The organism is Pradoshia sp. D12 (genome assembly GCF_008935075.1).
Lineage (GTDB): Bacteria > Bacillota > Bacilli > Bacillales > Pradoshiaceae > Pradoshia.
This window is the reverse complement of the sequence record NZ_CP044545.1, coordinates 2,763,676-2,780,854: the sequence shown is the minus strand read 5'-3', so window position 1 is coordinate 2,780,854 and position 17,179 is coordinate 2,763,676. Positions and strand designations below refer to the sequence as shown.

Here is a 17,179-nt window from a genome sequence, read left to right as displayed (position 1 = left end):
AATACATTTTAAATAATGACAGACCAGGCGAGGGAGAGATATGGATTCAATCATTGAATTATTACCTCCGGCTATTGGCGCAGAGCTAAAAGAAATAGCCAAAAACCCGGGGGATATTGAAGAAATAAGAATTAGAGTTGGAAGACCGCTTGAAGTCATGTTCGGAAATCGAATCTCGTATGGGCATAAGCCTGTATTACGGGAGGATGCAGATTTATTTCTTAATAAAGTCAGCCAGTTTTCCTTTTATATGCTCGAGGAAGAGTTAAAACGCGGTTATATAACCGTTCAGGGAGGACATCGTATTGGTTTGGCAGGGAGAGTTATTCTGGAAAATGGAAGAGTGAAGGGACTTAGAGATATCACTTTTTTTAATATCCGGATTGCCAGACAAAAGAAGGGGTTGGTAAATGAATGGGTTCGGTATTTATATCATAATCGTTGGCTATCGACTCTGATTATCGGACCGCCGCAAACGGGGAAAACAACATTTTTAAGAGATCTAGCCCGCTATGCTTCCAGTGGAGATCGCTCCTATCCGATCCGTGCGATGAAAGTGGGGATTGTAGATGAGCGATCTGAAATTGCTGGATGTGTTCAAGGAGTTCCACAAATGGATTTCGGTATCAGAGTAGATGTGCTTGATGGCTGCCCAAAGGCTGAAGGAATGATGATGATGATTAGATCTATGAGCCCGGAAATCATTGCGGCCGATGAAATCGGAAGAATAGAAGATGCTGAGGCGATGATGGAAGCCGTAAACGCTGGTATAACGCTCTTTATAACGGCGCATGGACATTCGCTTGATGATATATTAGCCAGACCCATCATGAAAAACATCGTACAGGAAGCTAATTTTGAGAGAATTGTGGAACTCAAGAGAATAGATCGGCCAGGATGTATATCAAAAATAAAAGATCGTACAGGCAAGGTGCTATTTGATGGGGAAAGAGTGAGAATATGATTAAAATTTTAGGTGCAGTTTTAATTGTTATAGCTACATCCCTTATCGGCTTTGAAGTTTCTAAAAAATTAATCACCAGACCTAAACATATCCGTGATTTACGAGCGGCACTTCAAATTTTGGAAGCTGAAATTATGTATGGGCATTCTCCCTTAAAAGAAGCGGTATTAACACTGGCGAAACAAATTCCTGCTCCAGTTTCGATTCTTTTTACGGACTTTGCAGGCAGGCTCGGCTCAGCCAATCAATCTGTGTCGGCAGCATGGGGTGAAAGTCTTGAAGTGGTAAGAAAACAATCAGAACTACAGCAAAAAGAAATAGATATCCTTCTCCAATTCGGAGAAACATTAGGTAGACATGATCGGGAGAGCCAGCAAAAACAAATTCAGTTGGCATTGGTTCATCTCGAGAGGGAGGAAGCAGATGCCGTTGATAAGCAGGTGAAATACGACAAAATGGCCAGAAGTCTAGGTTTTTTTGCAGGTCTGCTCATTGCCATTTTAATGATGTAGCGAGAGGGAGGATAGTGGGTTATGGGGATTGATATCGATATTATTTTTAAAATTGCAGGGGTCGGGCTGATTGTTGCGTTCATTCATACGATTCTTGATCAGGTGGGCAAGAAGGAATATTCACAATGGGTCATATTGGTGAGTTTTATTTATATCTTATTTAATGTGGCACAGGTGGTAGGTCAGTTGATTGATCGAATTAAATCCGTGTTTTTATTTCAATAGGAATATTGGGGTGATGAGCCATTGAAATGTTGCAGATAACGGGTGTTGCACTGGTTGGAGCATTTCTGGCAATGATCATCAAGGAACAAAAGCCAAATTTAGCTTTCTTACTTGTTGTATTTGTCGGAAGCGCTATATTTCTTTTTCTGATAGATAAAATCTACGAAATCATTCAAATGATTCAGCAATTGGCCGTTAATGCAAATGTGAATATGATTTACTTACAAACAGTTTTGAAAATCATTGGAATTGCCTATATCGCTGAATTTACATCACAAATAACAAAAGATGCTGGGCAGGGTGCAATTGCTTCAAAAATTGAATTGGCTGGAAAGATTATTATCCTCACGATGGCCATTCCAATTTTAACGGTCATTATTGAAAGTGTCATTCAGATGATTCCTAACTAATCATTGTGGTGAAAGGTTTAAAGGGGCTGAAGAATAAATGAAGCAATTAAAGTGGACAAGTATCATCATTCTATTTCTAATTCTTAGCTTAAGCAATGGCCAAACAACTCAAGCCTCTCCCACCTCTACTGATTTGCCAGAAGAAACGCAGGCTGTTGAAACATTTAATGTGGGCGATATTCCTCTTGATGATTTAAAACAATTTTGGGATTCGGTTTACGAGGAATATGGAGGTTTTTTGCCTGAGTCCCAAAAAGGAAGCTTTGTAGATTTTATAAGTGGAGAGAAAAAATTCTCTTTAAAAGAATGGCTCAGTGGTATTCTCAAATTCATCTTCCATGAAATTATTGCTAATGGAAAATTACTCGGAACGCTCATTCTGTTGACTGTATTCAGTGTCTTTCTGCAAACATTGCAAAGCACATTTGAAAAAACATCTGTCAGTAAAGTGGCAAATGCAATTGTCTTTATGGTTTTGATGATTATTGCACTGAATAGCTTCTATGTAGCAGTTGATTATGTGATAGATACGATTGCCGCCATCACGGATTTTCTGGTTGCCTTAATCCCTTTATTGCTTGCGCTAATCGCAAGCTCTGGAGGTGTTCTGTCATCAGCATTCTTTCATCCGATGCTCCTGTTTTTAATGAATACGAGTGGAGCGTTAATTGAATATATTGTTTTGCCGATGTTATTTCTATCGACTCTGCTAAGCATAGTCAGCATGCTTTCTGAGCACTACAAGGTCACTCAATTAGCTGGATTATTACGAACCTGGAGTGTGGGATTGCTGGGTATCTTCATGACCGTATTTCTAGGAGTGATCTCCGTGCAAGGAGTATCAACTGCAGTGGCGGATGGAATTGGGATCAGAACAGCAAAATTTGTGACTGGGAATTTTATTCCGGTAGTTGGAAGGATGTTTACCGATGCAGCTGATACCGTAATTGGAGCATCTCTCCTCTTAAAAAATACAGTTGGGATAGCGGGTGTGGTCATTCTATTGATTATGACAGCTTTTCCAGCTTTAAAGATATTGTTAATCGCCATGGTATATAAGGTGGCTGCAGCGATTTTACAACCGCTTGGAGCTGGGCAGATGATTAAGTGTCTCGAGATCATCAGTAAAAATATCATTTTCGTTTTCGCTGCATTGGCCATTGTCAGCCTTATGTTCTTCCTGACTGTTACTGTAATCGTGGCTGCAGGAAATATCACGATGATGGTTCGATAGGAGGCTGAATGAATGAGTATTTTAACTGACTGGGTAACTAATATAATCGTTTTTATCTTATTTGCGATCATTTTGGACATGCTTCTCCCAAACTCGACCATGCAGAAATATACAAAGCTAGTTATCGGGTTACTTTTGATCGCTGTTTTCATCGCTCCCATTCTATCTATTTTTAATAAAAATTTTACAAGTAACATTCAGGAAAAAATCATGCAGAGCAGTACATGGAAAAATCCAAAATTAGAAAATTCAATGGAAAGTAAGAAAAGAGAAATAGAAGAGACACAGCAGGCATATATATTGGAACATATGGCTGTCCAATTAAAGAATGAAGCAGAAAAGGAGCTGATGGACCAAAGTAATTATGCCATTCAAGATATTACAATTACACTTTTGGATAAGAATGGAGAAATGAATGTAGAAAATATTGAAACCATACACGTATTTGTGGCAGAAAGCCAAGAGTCCAGCTCAGAGGTTGTGCAGCCCGTAGAAAAAATTGATATTAACATTGATCAGAAACAAACCAATATGAATGATATACCGTCATCCGAACTATCCACAATACTATCTAATATATGGGGGATCGATTCAAATAAAATTGTAATCGGATTAAATGAAGGGGGTGATGGGCTTTGAAGAATGATTGGATTCAAAAGATTAAGGACTTATTGTCCAAAGGAGATGAGGGAGGCAAACAAAAGAAAACATATCGGTATCTTGCCATTATTTTAATTGCCGGTATATTACTGATGGTGGCAAGCATGTTTACGAATAAACCCACCTCTGAAAATGGACAAACAAATAAAGTTTTTCAAGCGAGTTCTACGCAAAATCAGAAAGAAGAGGAAGCGGTCACGACCTGGAAATCAACTTCATCAAAAAAGTCTGGATCAATCGGAGATATTGAAAAAATGTATGAAAGTGAATTGAAGGGTACATTGGAAACGATGCAAGGGGTATCAAATGTATCCGTTATCGTCAATATTGACGCAACAGAAACAAAGGTTTACGAAAAGAATTCAGTCGCGCAGCGCCAAACAACAGAAGAAACAGACCGTGATGGCGGGCAGAGAAAGGTTGAGGATTTTTCAACAGATGAAAAGATTGTGATTATACGCGAAGGGGATAAAGAGGTTCCTCTGGTTAGAGAAACGAAGAAACCGGCTATTCGTGGAGTATTAATTGTGGCAAAGGGAGCAGATGATGTTCGTGTAAAAAAGGAAATCATTGATGCGGTAACCAGGGTGCTGGATGTACCAAGTCACCGTGTAGCCGTATCAGCTAAAAAATAAGGATTTTAAGGAGGAAAAATATGTTGTTAAGAAAGCAAACAGTTTGGTTATTGACGATGTTAAGTTTGGTGGCGGTGCTAAGTGTATATTATATAACAACACCACAGGATACAGCGGTAAATCAGGAACAGGATACTCAGACTACGAAAGAAAAAACAAATACAAATACAAATTCGTCTAAAGATTCAACTGAAAATGAAGAGTCTTCCACAGTTATAACAAATGAATCAAGTGATTCTATTTTTGAAGCGATGCGTATTGATCTGAATGATGAAAGAAGCAGGCAGAAAGAGGAACTGACAAATAAAGTCGCTTCAAGCGATTTATCGGAAGAAGAGAGAGTGGAAGCACACGCACAGATTGAGGCATTGGCCGAAATGTCCACAAAAGAGGATATGCTAGAGACGATGATTATTGCACTTGGTTATAAAGACGCATTGGTAAGGGCTGATGGTGATCAAATTCAAATTACCGTAAAAGCTGATAAACAGGATGCAGGGGCTGCAAATGAAATTATCCAAATGGTCACAAAAGAAATTGGCAAAACAAATGCAGTTGCTGTTGAATTTCAACCGGAAAAATAGTACCAATCTATAAAACGATATCGGTGAGCTGCCGATATCGTTTTTGGTGTAAGGAAAGTTTTAAAAGCCAATTCCCCTCCATAATTGCTAGTTTATATAATTCAAATCAGATCTGCCGGCATATGATGGAGCGTAATCAGGTGAACAGTGTTTTCATAATGTTAGTATTGGCAGGAAGAAGCAAGTATGTGTATCTATCAGTAAATAAAAATGGAATCGGACAAGCTGACGTATCTGAAAAAGATTTTAGGTAATCTGTGGTTATCTGGAATACGTCCAGAGAGATTAGGAAACTCTTTAAAAGCAGGCCGTCAAAATTCTGTTTATATAGTTTTACAGATATTTAACGTAGCTCATCTCAGGGTGGGATTATTAGTTTTAGTAAACAATCCAATAATTTTATATGTAAATAAAAAGGATTGTGAGGTGTTTTTATCGAACTTGTAAATAACCTGCCATAAGAGAAAGCAGAGGAGGGAGTTAAATTAGGAAAGCTTCTAAATTGATCTATAGAGATTTTACTAGTGAAATTTAAATGCTTTTTTTGAGGAAATAAACTACTCACTTCATTGCCGAATCAAGCAGCTAGAGTAAGTTTTGTATGCGCATACAGACTGAATAACTGGATTTTTTTAATAATCTTTTTAACAAAAATTAGAAACTTGCAAAAGGGGTATCTATTTATCAAAATTGAATTTCTACCAGCTATTATAGTATTATATTAGTATCTGGTCATAAATAGGAGGGGTGGTTCCTGATGAAAGTACAGGAAATAAGAGAAATTATAAAATTAATTAACCAAACAACTATTAATGAGTTTGAGTTTGAACAAGAGGGTACAAAAATAAAAATTATTAAAAGTACTGGATTAGAAAACAGTATACAACCAACAGATGCACCAGTGCCTGCACCGGCAGTACAATCTGTATCTAAACAAGAGGTTCAATCTGAGAGTATAGAAGAGAAACCGCCTGTTGTGGGAGAAAAAACAGAACAACCATCCAACCTTCACAAGATTACTTCGCCAATGGTTGGCACATTTTATGGAGCATCATCGCCTGATGAAGACCCATACATAAAAATTGGTGAAAAAGTTAAGAAGGATACAATTGTTTGCATTGTGGAAGCGATGAAATTGTTTAATGAAATTGAGGCTGAAGTTTCCGGTGAGATTGTGGAAGTATTGGTGGAAGATGGCCAATTGATTGAATACGGTCAACCTCTGTTTTTAGTAAAAGCCGAATAGGAGGAACCGACTCATGATAAAGAAAGTACTAATTGCAAACCGTGGTGAAATTGCCGTTCGAATTATCCGCGCCTGCAAGGAATTAGATATTGAAACGGTAGCTGTTTATTCTGAAGCTGATAAAACTGCCCTGCATGTACAAATTGCGGATGAAGCCTACTGTATTGGGCCCACTGCCTCTAAGGACAGTTATTTAAATAAGGTAAATATAATCAGTCTGGCAAAATTAACAGGATGTGATGCTATTCATCCAGGCTACGGCTTTTTAGCCGAAAATGCTGATTTCGCCGAAATGTGTAAAGAATGTCATCTGATTTTTATTGGCCCGTCAGCGGATGCTATTTCAAAAATGGGTACAAAGGATGTAGCTAGAGAGACCATGCGCGCGGCCGGTGTACCGGTAGTGCCAGGTTCGAGAGGAATTGTGGATGATGAAGATGCTGCCATTCAGGTTGCTTCTGACATCGGATATCCGGTCATTATTAAAGCGACTGCCGGGGGCGGCGGTAAAGGGATTCGAATAGCAAGAGATGAAGCCGATCTGCTAAAAGGTTTTCGCATTACCCGCCAAGAGGCATTAACTGCTTTTGGCAATCCCGGTGTTTATATTGAAAAATTTATTGAAGATTTCCGCCATGTTGAAATTCAGGTTTTAGGGGACACGTTTGGGAATGTCATCCATCTAGGTGAAAGAGATTGTTCAATTCAAAGAAGAATGCAAAAGCTCGTAGAAGAAACACCTTCGCCTGCAATTGATAGTGAAATGAGAGCCGAAATGGGCGAAGCGGCAGTGACTGCAGCAAAAGCTGTCGATTATACCGGAGCGGGAACAGTTGAGTTTATTTTCGATCATCACAAGCGAAAATTTTATTTCATGGAAATGAATACAAGGATTCAAGTTGAACATCCTGTTACAGAGATGGTGACTGGAATTGATTTAATTAAGGAGCAAATCAGAGTAGCCTCCGGTGAAAAATTATCGGTTGAGCAAAATGATGTTCAATTTAACGGTTGGGCAATTGAATGCAGAATCAATGCGGAAAATCCGAATAAAAATTTTATGCCGTCAGCGGGTCAAGTGGAAATGTATTTACCCCCAGGTGGATTTGGCGTAAGGGTTGATTCGGCAGCATATACAGGCTATTTTATTCCTCCATATTACGATTCTATGGTAGCAAAATTGATAGTCCATGCTCCAACGAGAGACGAAGCTGTTCAAAAAATGAAACGTGCATTATCAGAATTTGTAGTCGAAGGTATTGAAACAACCATACCCTTTCATTTAAGGTTAATGAACCATGATGTTTTTGTTTCTGGAGATTTTAACACAAAATTTCTTGAAACTTATGACGTTATGAATCCATAATAGAGGTAGAAGATTTGGAGGTGTATGACATGGAACAAAATCAAACAGTAGATTTAGAGAGCTATGATGATGGATTGGGCAAGGTTGAAATTGCCCCTGAAGTTATTGAGGTGATCACTGGTATAGCAGCAAGTGAAGTAGAAGGAATTGCCCAAATGCGAGGTAATTTTGCTTCAGGTGTTGTAGAAAAGCTTGGTAAAAAGAATCATGGCAAAGGTGTAAAAGTTGAACTTAATGAGGACAGCATTAAAATTGATGTTTATTGCCTTGTGAAATTCGGTGTATCTATCCCGAAAGTAGCTCAGGAAGCACAGGAGAATATCCGCCAAACATTATTAAATATGACTGCTCTTGAAGCAACTGAAGTGAATATTCATATTGTTGGCATTCAATTTGAAACAGCTAAAGCTGAATCAGATTACCAGGATACAATCTAAATAATTGTATAACTAATGGTGTATAGGCTGCCCTCATTGTGGCACTGACGCACCGACTAAAAAGCACTCAGAACTGAACTTCCCTATATTAAGTTAGGTATTCATCTAACTTTCTTGGGGTAGATCAGCCATACTGAGTGCTTTTATTTTTTGGAAACAAATTTTGTATATAGTTCACTATAAAGGAAATAATGGGAGACCTAAGATGTCGTTCGCATCTGCAGGTAAGTTAATAGTAAATCACTTAATGACAATCTTTAAATGATGTTACTATACTACCTTTACTTGTCATGATGTGGTATGATTTCATATATGATACGAGGTGCACAAAGTTTAGTGTACTTTTCGAAAGTAAAGGAGTAAGAATTATTCATGAAACGCAGAGAGGCAAGAGAAAAAGCTCTTCAAGCTCTTTTTCAAATAGACGTTGGGAAAGTAGAAAGAGAACTAGCTATAGAACATGTGGTGGAAGAATCAGAGGCAGATCCCTATTTGGTTCAATTGGTAAATGGAACGACAGATCAGTTGGAAAAGATAGATAGTCTTATTATATCCAATTTAGAGAATTGGAAATTGGACCGTCTTTCTAATATAGATCGTAATATTTTAAGAATAACTACATACGAACTGTTATTCAACGAAGAAGTTCCGCAGAACGCTGCCATTAACGAAGCAATCGAATTAGCTAAACTATTTGGGGATGATCAGTCTCCGAAGTTTATTAATGCAGTATTATCCAAGATAAAAGAATCTTTATAAATAGAAAAGATGATAAGATTTTAAGGGGGAGCTGCTGTCATGCCGGCACAGATACTTAACGGGAAATCGATATCAGCAACAATCCGCGAAGAGATTGCAAGTGAAGTTGAATTATTAAAAGAAAACGGCATTATACCAGGTCTTGCGGTTATCCTGGTCGGTGACGATCAGGCATCGCAAACATATGTGCGAAATAAAGAAAAAGCATGTGAACAATTGGCGATGAAATCCGAGTTGATCACCTACCCTGCATCTATTTCCGAAGACAGGCTTCTTGATAAGCTTGTAGAGCTGAATCATCGTCCGGATATCCATGGGATTTTAGTTCAGTTACCTTTACCGGGGCATATTGATGAAAAACGGGTAATTGAAACGATTGATCCTGCTAAGGATGTAGATGGTTTTCACCCAATTAATATTGGCCGAATGATGACCAAGCAGGAGGCATTGATGCCTTGTACACCATTTGGGATATTAAAAATGGTACAAAAAACAGGAATTGAGATTGCCGGTAAACATGTTGTGGTTGTGGGTCGAAGTAATATTGTCGGCAAACCTGTCGGACAGCTATTTTTAAATGAGAATGCGACCGTAACCTATTGTCATTCAAAAACAGTCGATCTGAGACACTTCACTAAGCAGGCCGATATCCTGATTGCAGCGGTGGGAATTGCTAAAATGATTAAAGCGGATGATATAAAAGAAGGCGCTATAGTAATTGATGTTGGTATGAACAGGGATGAATCGAATAAATTATGCGGTGATGTCGATTTTGATGATGTCATACACAAAGCATCTTATATCACGCCTGTTCCCGGTGGTGTTGGTCCGATGACAATTACGATGCTCATGTATAATACGGTTCAAGTTGCTAAAAAATCTTTGTAAAATAATAAAGAGTATGATTATAAAAAGCTGCCGAAAATTGCTATAATAACATTTACGGCAGCTTTTTTATGTGTAAAATAATAATTCGAAGAAGGAGGCCATATATAAAATGGAGAAAAATCAATATTTAACTGTGGCCGCCTTAACCAAGTATATTAAACGAAAATTTGATGCAGATCCTCATCTTGCGGATATTTATGTAAAGGGAGAAATATCAAATTTCAAAAAGCATTCCAGCGGTCATATGTACTTGACATTAAAGGATGATAAATCAAGAATTAATGCGGTGATGTTTGCTAAATCTGCACAATCGCTCGCGTTTACTCCTGAAAACGGGATGAAGGTTCTGTTGCGAGGAGAAATACGTGTTTATGAACCTACCGGCGGATATCAAATGTACATAAAAGAAATGATGCCTGATGGGATTGGAGAGCTCTTTATTGCATTTGAGCAGTTGAAGAAAAAGCTCGAGCAAGAAGGACTCTTTCAAAGGATGTATAAAAAGCCAATCCCCCTGTTTCCGGCTAAAATTGGAGTGATTACGTCTCCAACTGGAGCTGCGATTCGCGATATTATTACGACCTTAAAAAGGCGTTATCCAATTGGGGAAATTTTGATCTTTCCGGCTTTAGTTCAAGGGAAACAGGCAGCACCCTCTATCGTAAAAGCGATTGAACAAGCAAATGAGTATCCGATTGATGTCTTAATTGTCGGTCGGGGCGGTGGATCTATTGAAGAATTATGGGCATTTAATGAAGAAATAGTCGCAAGAGCTATCTATGCTTCTAAAATACCGATTATTTCAGCTGTTGGCCATGAAACAGATACAACGATCAGTGATTTTGTAGCTGATTTAAGAGCTCCTACTCCTACTGGGGCAGCAGAAATGGCAGCGCCAAGGGTAAGTGATATTGCAGAACGGATTACTATAATGGAAACGAAGCTGATTCGTTACTCTAATCAGCGGATTGAAACAGAGAAAAATCGCTTGTCTGCTATTCATAAATCATATGCTTTCAAATATCCCCACCTGTTATATCAACAAAAATTAGAGCAGCTGGATAGAGTGGCGGAGCGTATTTCACGGAACAGCAAGCTTTATTTCGAACGTAAACAAGACCAATTGTTGGCACTCACGAAAGCGGTGGAGCGTAATATTCCATTGAATTCGATATCGAGAAAAATACGTGAAATTGAACAAATAGAGTCTCGCATGACCCGTGCGGCTGTCCATACAGTTAAAAGTAAACAGCGGGATTATTTGAATACGGTAACGCTTCTTGAGGCAGTCAGCCCTCTTAAGATTATGGAAAAGGGGTTTGGACTGGTTTATAAAGATGAAGATAACTTGATAAAATCAACTGAGTCTGTAAAAATAGGCGATCAAATAACAGTTGTTGTACAAGACGGTGAAATCGACTGTACGGTTAATGATATTAGGGAGAGTGATTGATATGAGTAAAAAGGAAGAGGTTGCTATCACATTTGAAGAGGCAATGTCTAAGCTTGAAGGAATCGTGGCGCGACTCGAGGATGGAGAAGTACCATTGGAAGAGTCGATTAATCTTTACAAAGAAGGAATGGAGTTATCCAAATGGTGTCATGATAAGCTTAAAACAGCTGAAGAGCAATTAACGTTAATTATGAAAGAAGATGCGTTTAAGCCATTTTCCATTGATGAGGAGGAGTAACATGGAAGAGTTTGCTTCCTTCTTAAATAGTAATAAACATCAAATTGAGTCAAGGATGGAAGAAATCGTCTCTAATTTAAATACCCCGTCAACTCTCCAAAAGGCAATGGGTTATTCTTTGGAAGCCGGCGGAAAAAGACTAAGGCCTTTATTAGTGCTGGCTGTTTTACATGCCTTTGGCAAAGAGGGAGAGATTGGCCTTGATACAGCATGTGCTATTGAAATGATACATACGTATTCATTGATTCACGACGATCTCCCGTGTATGGATAATGATGACCTAAGAAGAGGCAAGCCAACGAACCATAAGGTATTTGGAGAGGGAATGGCAGTCCTGGCGGGCGATGCACTCCTTACATTAGCATTTGAAGTCGTTGCTAATCAGTCTAAATATGAAATAAACCCGTCAGTCAAACTTGAATTAGTTCTTGAATTGGCGAGAGCAGCCGGAGCTGAGGGCATGGTTGGGGGTCAAGTGGCCGATATAGAAGCAGAGGAAAATGGTGTTGATTTACAGGGTCTTGAGTATATCCATGAAAATAAGACTGGTAAACTACTTGGGTACAGCATTATGGCCGGAGCCATACTTGCGGGAGCAAGCTTGGAACAGAAGGAGAAGCTAAGGGAGTTTTCCCGCCATCTTGGCCTTGCTTTCCAAATCCGCGATGATATTCTTGATGTTGAGGGTTCCGAAAGTGTAATAGGTAAACCTGTAGGAAGCGATGTTACTAATCATAAAAGTACATATCCATCCCTTTTAACAATGGATAAAGCTAAAATAATGCTGGATCAGCATATTCATTCAGCAAGAATATTACTTTCCGAAATTGATTTTAATGAGACCTTATTACTGAAGTTTGTTGAATTGGTAGCAAACCGTGACCATTGATTTGGAAGGTTTTCCATCCAAATCCACTTACCTAGAATTATGATGTATGCTATACTTTTTGGTATCTAAGAGTGGTGCAGTATTCTAGTCGGTCTACCGTTCTGGAGAGTGAGCCTAAAAATTCACTAAAGGGCACATCGATGATGGTTCTTGGATTGGCTCGGGGCGCCCAGCTTTGGGTCGATTCAGGAAGTAAGGAATTAGGGCGATCCACAATGGCATGTGGGCGTTGACCCTGGTTTCGCGGAGGCTTTATTCTGATTTGAAAATAAATTGGAATATTGGAAAACCTGCATAAACAGGAAACTGTGTGCAGCGTAGCCTGCCTTGAGTGAAGTTTGAGGGGATTGCGAAAGGAGCGTATATACATCAGTTGGCCATTGATATATCTACTGCCATCGCATGAAATCGGCTTTGCAAAAGAGGCTAAAGAATTGGTTAAGGGCTGTCGGGGAAATCTCCTAGACTGTTCAATGACATATATGAAGGATTAAGGTACGGACTAAGTGGCAATCCAGTCCAATTGACGGAAACGCAGTTGAGTCAGATTTAAAGGGGAACCGCCGATATGGCGACATTCGGTAACTGACTGGGAAATCCTACTGGACCTAAGCCGTAAAATTAACTTCCTATATGACCACTCTCCTATAAAAATTACTTTAAAAGCTTGCTGATAGCAGGCTTTATTTTGCATATAGGATGGTTAGAGTATATATATTATGAAAAAAATATTGAAAGAATCAGCCAGATGGACAGTTACGATTACCGTTATTACGTTTCTTCTTGCAGCTATATTTACAGTCGTATCTACCGTAGCTTTAAATGGCGTTGGTTGGATAAGTGGTTTGGCGATTGTTCTTAGCATTGTACTTATTGGTATCTTCTTTGATATGATTGGTATTGCAGCTACTGCTGCTGATGAAATTCCTTTTCATGCAATGGCCTCCAATCGGGTACACGGAGCGAAGCATTCTATTCGGATCGTTCGAAATGCCGATAGGTTTGCAAGCTTCTGCAATGATGTAATCGGGGATATTTCGGGTATTGTTAGTGGAACAGCAACTGCAATTGTGATTGTGCAATTATCAATCAGCTTTGACTGGAATGAAGCGTCAGTAGCTGAAAGTGTTGGTTCGATTATTTTAACGAGTTTAATCGCAGCATTGACAGTGGGCGGTAAAGCAATGGGCAAAACCCTTGCTATTCGATATTCAAAGGATATTATATTTGCAGTGGGCAAAGTATTGTACATTCTCGAAGAACATTTCCAAATTGTTATTATAAAGGAAAATAAGGGAAAGAGACTCAAAAGAAAAAGAAATGAAAGTGAGTGATCCTGATGGATATGCTATCCATAAAAGACCCATCTTTTCTTAAAAAGATGTCCAATGCGGAATTGGAGTCTTTGGCACAGGATATTAGGGATTTTTTAATTAAACAACTATCTGTTACCGGCGGGCATATTGGACCAAACTTGGGTGTAGTAGAGTTAACGCTCGCCTTACATAAGGAGTTTAATAGCCCAAAGGATAAATTTTTGTGGGATGTCGGCCATCAGTCTTATGTTCATAAAATATTGACAGGGCGGGCATGTCAGTTTGAAACTCTCCGTCAATACAAAGGGCTGTGTGGATTTCCAAAGATGAATGAAAGTGAGCATGATGTTTGGGAGACAGGTCATAGCTCAACTTCTTTGTCAGCTGCAATGGGTATGGCGATTGCTCGTGACTTGAAAAAAGAAAAAAGCTTTATCATTCCTATTATTGGTGATGGTGCTTTAACAGGTGGTATGGCCCTTGAAGCATTAAACCATATAGGACATGAAAAAAAAGATATGATTGTTATCTTAAATGATAACGAGATGTCCATTGCTCCAAACGTAGGTGCCCTGCATTCTATTCTCGGAAGAATGCGGACAGGAGGCAAATATAACTATGTTAAAGATGAGCTGGAACAACTGCTTAAAAAAATACCGGCTGTGGGTGGCAAGCTTGCTAATACAGCTGAACGTATAAAAGACAGTTTGAAGTATCTGGTTGTTTCCGGAATGTTTTTTGAGGAACTGGGCTTTACTTATTTAGGTCCGGTTGATGGACACGACTTTGAAGATTTGTCTGAAAACCTTAAATATGCTAAAAAAACAAAAGGTCCTGTTCTTTTGCATGTGATTACGAAAAAAGGAAAAGGTTATAAACCTGCGGAAACAGATGCAATTGGTACGTGGCATGGTACGGGGCCATATAAAATCGAGACAGGCGATATAATCAAGGAATTGAATGCACCTCCGGCATGGAGTGCACTAGTCAGCGAGACTGTCAGAAGATTGGCGAGAGAAGACGAGCGGATTGTAGCGATTACTCCGGCAATGCCGGTAGGTTCGAAGCTGCTCGGATTTGCTTCTGAATTCCCTGATCGAATGTTTGATGTCGGAATCGCGGAACAGCATGCGACTACTGTTGCTGCAGGACTTGCCACGCAGGGAATGAAGCCATTCCTAGCGATTTATTCTACATTCTTGCAACGTGCTTATGACCAGGTTCTTCATGATATATGCCGACAAAAATTAAATGTCTTCATTGGGATTGATCGAGCAGGACTTGTTGGAGCAGATGGAGAAACCCATCAGGGTGTATTTGATATTTCCTTCCTGCGCCCTATGCCTAATATGGTCATTATGATGCCTAAAGATGAAAATGAAGGACAGCATATGGTGAATACAGCTATTCAATATAATGATGGTCCGATTGCCATGCGATTCCCGAGAGGAAATGGTATGGGTGTTCCGATGGATGAAGAGCTAAAAACAATCCCGATTGGTACTTGGGAGGTCCTGCGTGAAGGAAATGATGCTGTCATATTAACATTCGGCACAACCATTCCAATGGCGATGGAAGCAGCTGATAGACTCCAGAAGGATAATATTCATGTGAAGGTAGTAAACGCTCGTTTTATAAAACCATTGGATCATGAAATGCTTTCAGAATTAATGTCTGCCAATTTGCCAATCCTAACAATAGAAGAAGCTGTTCTTCAGGGAGGTTTCGGAAGCGCAGTACTTGAATTTGCAGAGGAAAATGGATTCCAAAAAGCCTATATCGAAAGAATTGGAATACCGGATGAATTTGTAGAACATGGCAGCGTTGGTAAATTGCTTCATGATATCAACCTAACTGCTGAACAAGTGGTAGAAAAATTATCTAAGATGACCTATAAAGTGACGAAAAAGGCGTATTAAATATGAAAAAAGAACGTGTAGATGTATTATTGGTTGAACGAGGATTAGCGGAAACAAGAGAAAAGGCAAAAAGAGCAGTGATGGCTGGTATTGTTTATTCAAATGACCTGCGAATGGACAAGGCTGGTGAAAAAATAGCTACCGATGCACCGCTATCCATAAAAGGGCAAGTAATGCCTTATGTATCAAGAGGCGGCTACAAGCTGGAAAAAGCTATGGAGACATTTACTATTTCCGTTAAGGATAAGTTAATGATTGATATTGGGTCATCGACAGGAGGGTTCACAGACTGTGCCCTGCAGAACGGTGCAAAAAAATCATATGCAGTTGATGTCGGTTATAACCAACTGGCCTGGAAGCTGAGACAGGATCCGCGGGTAGTCGTAATGGAAAGAACGAACTTCCGTCATTCAGTACCTGAGGATTTCACTGAAGGGCTGCCAGAATTTGCTACAATTGATGTTTCTTTTATATCATTAAAGCTTATCTTACCGGCTTTAAAACGAATTCTTGTACCTGGAAGCGATGTTGTAAGTCTTGTAAAACCGCAATTTGAAGCTGGTCGTGAGCAGGTTGGAAAAAAAGGAATCATTCGTGATAAAAAAGTACATCTTCAAGTTGTGGAGCAAATTCGAGACTTTGCTATCCAGGAAGGCTATATACTAAAAGAAGCTACTTTTAGCCCCATTACAGGCGGGGATGGAAATATTGAATTTTTATTCCATTTATACTGGCCAGGGGAAGGTTCCGATTGTACACAAGATGTAGTCGTGAATCTTGAGCAGGTAGTTGAAGCGGCACACGAAGCGTTAAAAACGAATAAAGGTGAAGATAAGTGAAATGTTTAATCCCCCGGTGGCTTTGCCATGGGGGTTATTTCTTATGCAATCCTTGCATAAAAATACATAAAATACATGTACTTTTGTGACAAAATCCGCTAACATTAGGTATGAAAGGCATTATATTGAGAGGTGTCAAACTAGATGAATAAAGGTCAAAGACATATAAAAATACGTGAAATCATTACAAATAATAATATTGAAACACAAGATGATTTAGTGGATATTTTAAGAGCGGAAGGGGTAAATGTTACGCAAGCGACTGTATCAAGAGACATAAAAGAACTGCATCTTGCAAAAGTACCAATGCAGGATGGACGCTATAAATACAGCCTGCCAGCAGATCAGCGCTTTAACCCTTTTCAAAAACTTAAACGGGCATTGGTAGATGCGTTCGTGCGAATTGATTCAGCCAACAATCTATTGGTCATGAAAACATTACCAGGTAATGCTCAGGCAATTGGTGTGTTAATGGACAATTTGGATTGGGAAGAGATTCTCGGAACGATTTGCGGAGATGATACATGTTTAATTATTTGCAGAGATGAAAAAGATGCTGAAATCATATCAAAACGTTTTCTTGATATGCTTTAAGAAAGTTGGGA

General features: G+C 39.2%; 21 protein-coding genes. All 21 read left to right on the top strand.

Annotated features, from left to right (window positions below):
* Positions 1–40: 40 nt before the first annotated feature.
* The 21 genes from spoIIIAA (at position 41) to ahrC (ending at position 17,168) form a co-directional block, all read left to right on the top strand.
* The gene (gene spoIIIAA / locus F7984_RS13315; protein ID WP_140462033.1) at positions 41–964 is read left to right on the top strand and encodes a stage III sporulation protein AA; all 924 of its coding nucleotides are present in this window, start codon (positions 41–43) and stop codon (positions 962–964) included.
* A complete protein-coding gene (gene spoIIIAB, locus F7984_RS13310) occupies positions 961–1,476 on the top strand; it encodes a stage III sporulation protein SpoIIIAB (protein WP_140462034.1) in 516 nt (171 codons plus the stop codon). Before spoIIIAA ends, spoIIIAB begins: the two co-directional genes overlap by 4 nt.
* A gap of 21 nt (positions 1,477–1,497) precedes the next feature.
* On the top strand, positions 1,498–1,701 hold the full coding sequence (gene spoIIIAC / locus F7984_RS13305; RefSeq protein WP_049670184.1) for a stage III sporulation protein AC: 204 nt from the start codon (positions 1,498–1,500) through the stop codon (positions 1,699–1,701).
* A 26-nt stretch (positions 1,702–1,727) separates the two neighbouring features.
* Positions 1,728–2,111: a stage III sporulation protein AD gene (gene spoIIIAD / locus F7984_RS13300; protein ID WP_140462035.1), complete on the top strand. Its 384-nt coding sequence runs from the start codon at positions 1,728–1,730 to the stop codon at positions 2,109–2,111.
* Positions 2,112–2,148: 37 nt separating this feature from the next.
* Positions 2,149–3,345: a stage III sporulation protein AE gene (spoIIIAE, locus tag F7984_RS13295; protein WP_066104964.1), complete on the top strand. Its 1,197-nt coding sequence runs from the start codon at positions 2,149–2,151 to the stop codon at positions 3,343–3,345.
* Between the two features lie 12 nt (positions 3,346–3,357).
* Complete coding sequence (gene spoIIIAF / locus F7984_RS13290) at positions 3,358–3,984, top strand: stage III sporulation protein AF (RefSeq protein ID WP_066104961.1); 627 nt, start codon at positions 3,358–3,360, stop codon at positions 3,982–3,984.
* Positions 3,981–4,640, top strand: a complete 660-nt coding sequence (gene spoIIIAG, locus F7984_RS13285; RefSeq protein ID WP_066104959.1) for a stage III sporulation protein AG — start codon at positions 3,981–3,983, stop codon at positions 4,638–4,640. Before spoIIIAF ends, spoIIIAG begins: the two co-directional genes overlap by 4 nt.
* Before the next feature lie 20 nt (positions 4,641–4,660).
* Positions 4,661–5,224 carry a SpoIIIAH-like family protein gene (locus F7984_RS13280; protein ID WP_140462036.1) on the top strand — a complete coding sequence of 188 codons (564 nt, stop codon included), beginning with the start codon at positions 4,661–4,663 and terminating at the stop codon, positions 5,222–5,224.
* Between the two features lie 754 nt (positions 5,225–5,978).
* The gene (gene accB / locus F7984_RS13275) at positions 5,979–6,470 is read left to right on the top strand and encodes an acetyl-CoA carboxylase biotin carboxyl carrier protein (protein ID WP_066104953.1); all 492 of its coding nucleotides are present in this window, start codon (positions 5,979–5,981) and stop codon (positions 6,468–6,470) included.
* A gap of 13 nt (positions 6,471–6,483) precedes the next feature.
* Entirely contained in the window at positions 6,484–7,836 is a 1,353-nt protein-coding gene (accC, locus tag F7984_RS13270; RefSeq protein WP_066104950.1) for an acetyl-CoA carboxylase biotin carboxylase subunit, read from the top strand.
* Between the two features lie 29 nt (positions 7,837–7,865).
* On the top strand, positions 7,866–8,273 hold the full coding sequence (locus F7984_RS13265) for an Asp23/Gls24 family envelope stress response protein (protein WP_066104947.1): 408 nt from the start codon (positions 7,866–7,868) through the stop codon (positions 8,271–8,273).
* A 372-nt stretch (positions 8,274–8,645) separates the two neighbouring features.
* Entirely contained in the window at positions 8,646–9,032 is a 387-nt protein-coding gene (nusB, locus tag F7984_RS13260) for a transcription antitermination factor NusB (protein ID WP_066104944.1), read from the top strand.
* 39 nt (positions 9,033–9,071) lie between these two features.
* Positions 9,072–9,920, top strand: coding sequence for a bifunctional methylenetetrahydrofolate dehydrogenase/methenyltetrahydrofolate cyclohydrolase FolD (gene folD / locus F7984_RS13255; RefSeq protein ID WP_140462037.1), 849 nt, complete (start codon positions 9,072–9,074; stop codon positions 9,918–9,920).
* Between the two features lie 109 nt (positions 9,921–10,029).
* Positions 10,030–11,373 carry an exodeoxyribonuclease VII large subunit gene (xseA, locus tag F7984_RS13250; RefSeq protein WP_066104940.1) on the top strand — a complete coding sequence of 448 codons (1,344 nt, stop codon included), beginning with the start codon at positions 10,030–10,032 and terminating at the stop codon, positions 11,371–11,373.
* Position 11,374: 1 nt separating this feature from the next.
* Positions 11,375–11,611, top strand: coding sequence for an exodeoxyribonuclease VII small subunit (gene xseB / locus F7984_RS13245; protein ID WP_066104937.1), 237 nt, complete (start codon positions 11,375–11,377; stop codon positions 11,609–11,611).
* Between the two features lies 1 nt (position 11,612).
* A complete protein-coding gene (locus F7984_RS13240) occupies positions 11,613–12,500 on the top strand; it encodes a polyprenyl synthetase family protein (RefSeq protein ID WP_066104933.1) in 888 nt (295 codons plus the stop codon).
* A gap of 71 nt (positions 12,501–12,571) precedes the next feature.
* Positions 12,572–12,733, top strand: coding sequence for a hypothetical protein (locus F7984_RS19130; protein WP_192796811.1), 162 nt, complete (start codon positions 12,572–12,574; stop codon positions 12,731–12,733).
* A gap of 486 nt (positions 12,734–13,219) precedes the next feature.
* Positions 13,220–13,834 (top strand): CNNM metal transporter family protein, encoded by a 615-nt coding sequence (locus F7984_RS13235; protein WP_066104932.1) that lies wholly within the window; start codon positions 13,220–13,222, stop codon positions 13,832–13,834.
* Between the two features lie 5 nt (positions 13,835–13,839).
* The gene (dxs, locus tag F7984_RS13230) at positions 13,840–15,735 is read left to right on the top strand and encodes a 1-deoxy-D-xylulose-5-phosphate synthase (RefSeq protein ID WP_140462038.1); all 1,896 of its coding nucleotides are present in this window, start codon (positions 13,840–13,842) and stop codon (positions 15,733–15,735) included.
* Between the two features lie 2 nt (positions 15,736–15,737).
* Entirely contained in the window at positions 15,738–16,574 is an 837-nt protein-coding gene (locus F7984_RS13225) for a TlyA family RNA methyltransferase (RefSeq protein WP_066104926.1), read from the top strand.
* 144 nt (positions 16,575–16,718) lie between these two features.
* Positions 16,719–17,168: a transcriptional regulator AhrC/ArgR gene (gene ahrC / locus F7984_RS13220; protein WP_066104923.1), complete on the top strand. Its 450-nt coding sequence runs from the start codon at positions 16,719–16,721 to the stop codon at positions 17,166–17,168.
* Positions 17,169–17,179 lie beyond the last annotated feature (11 nt).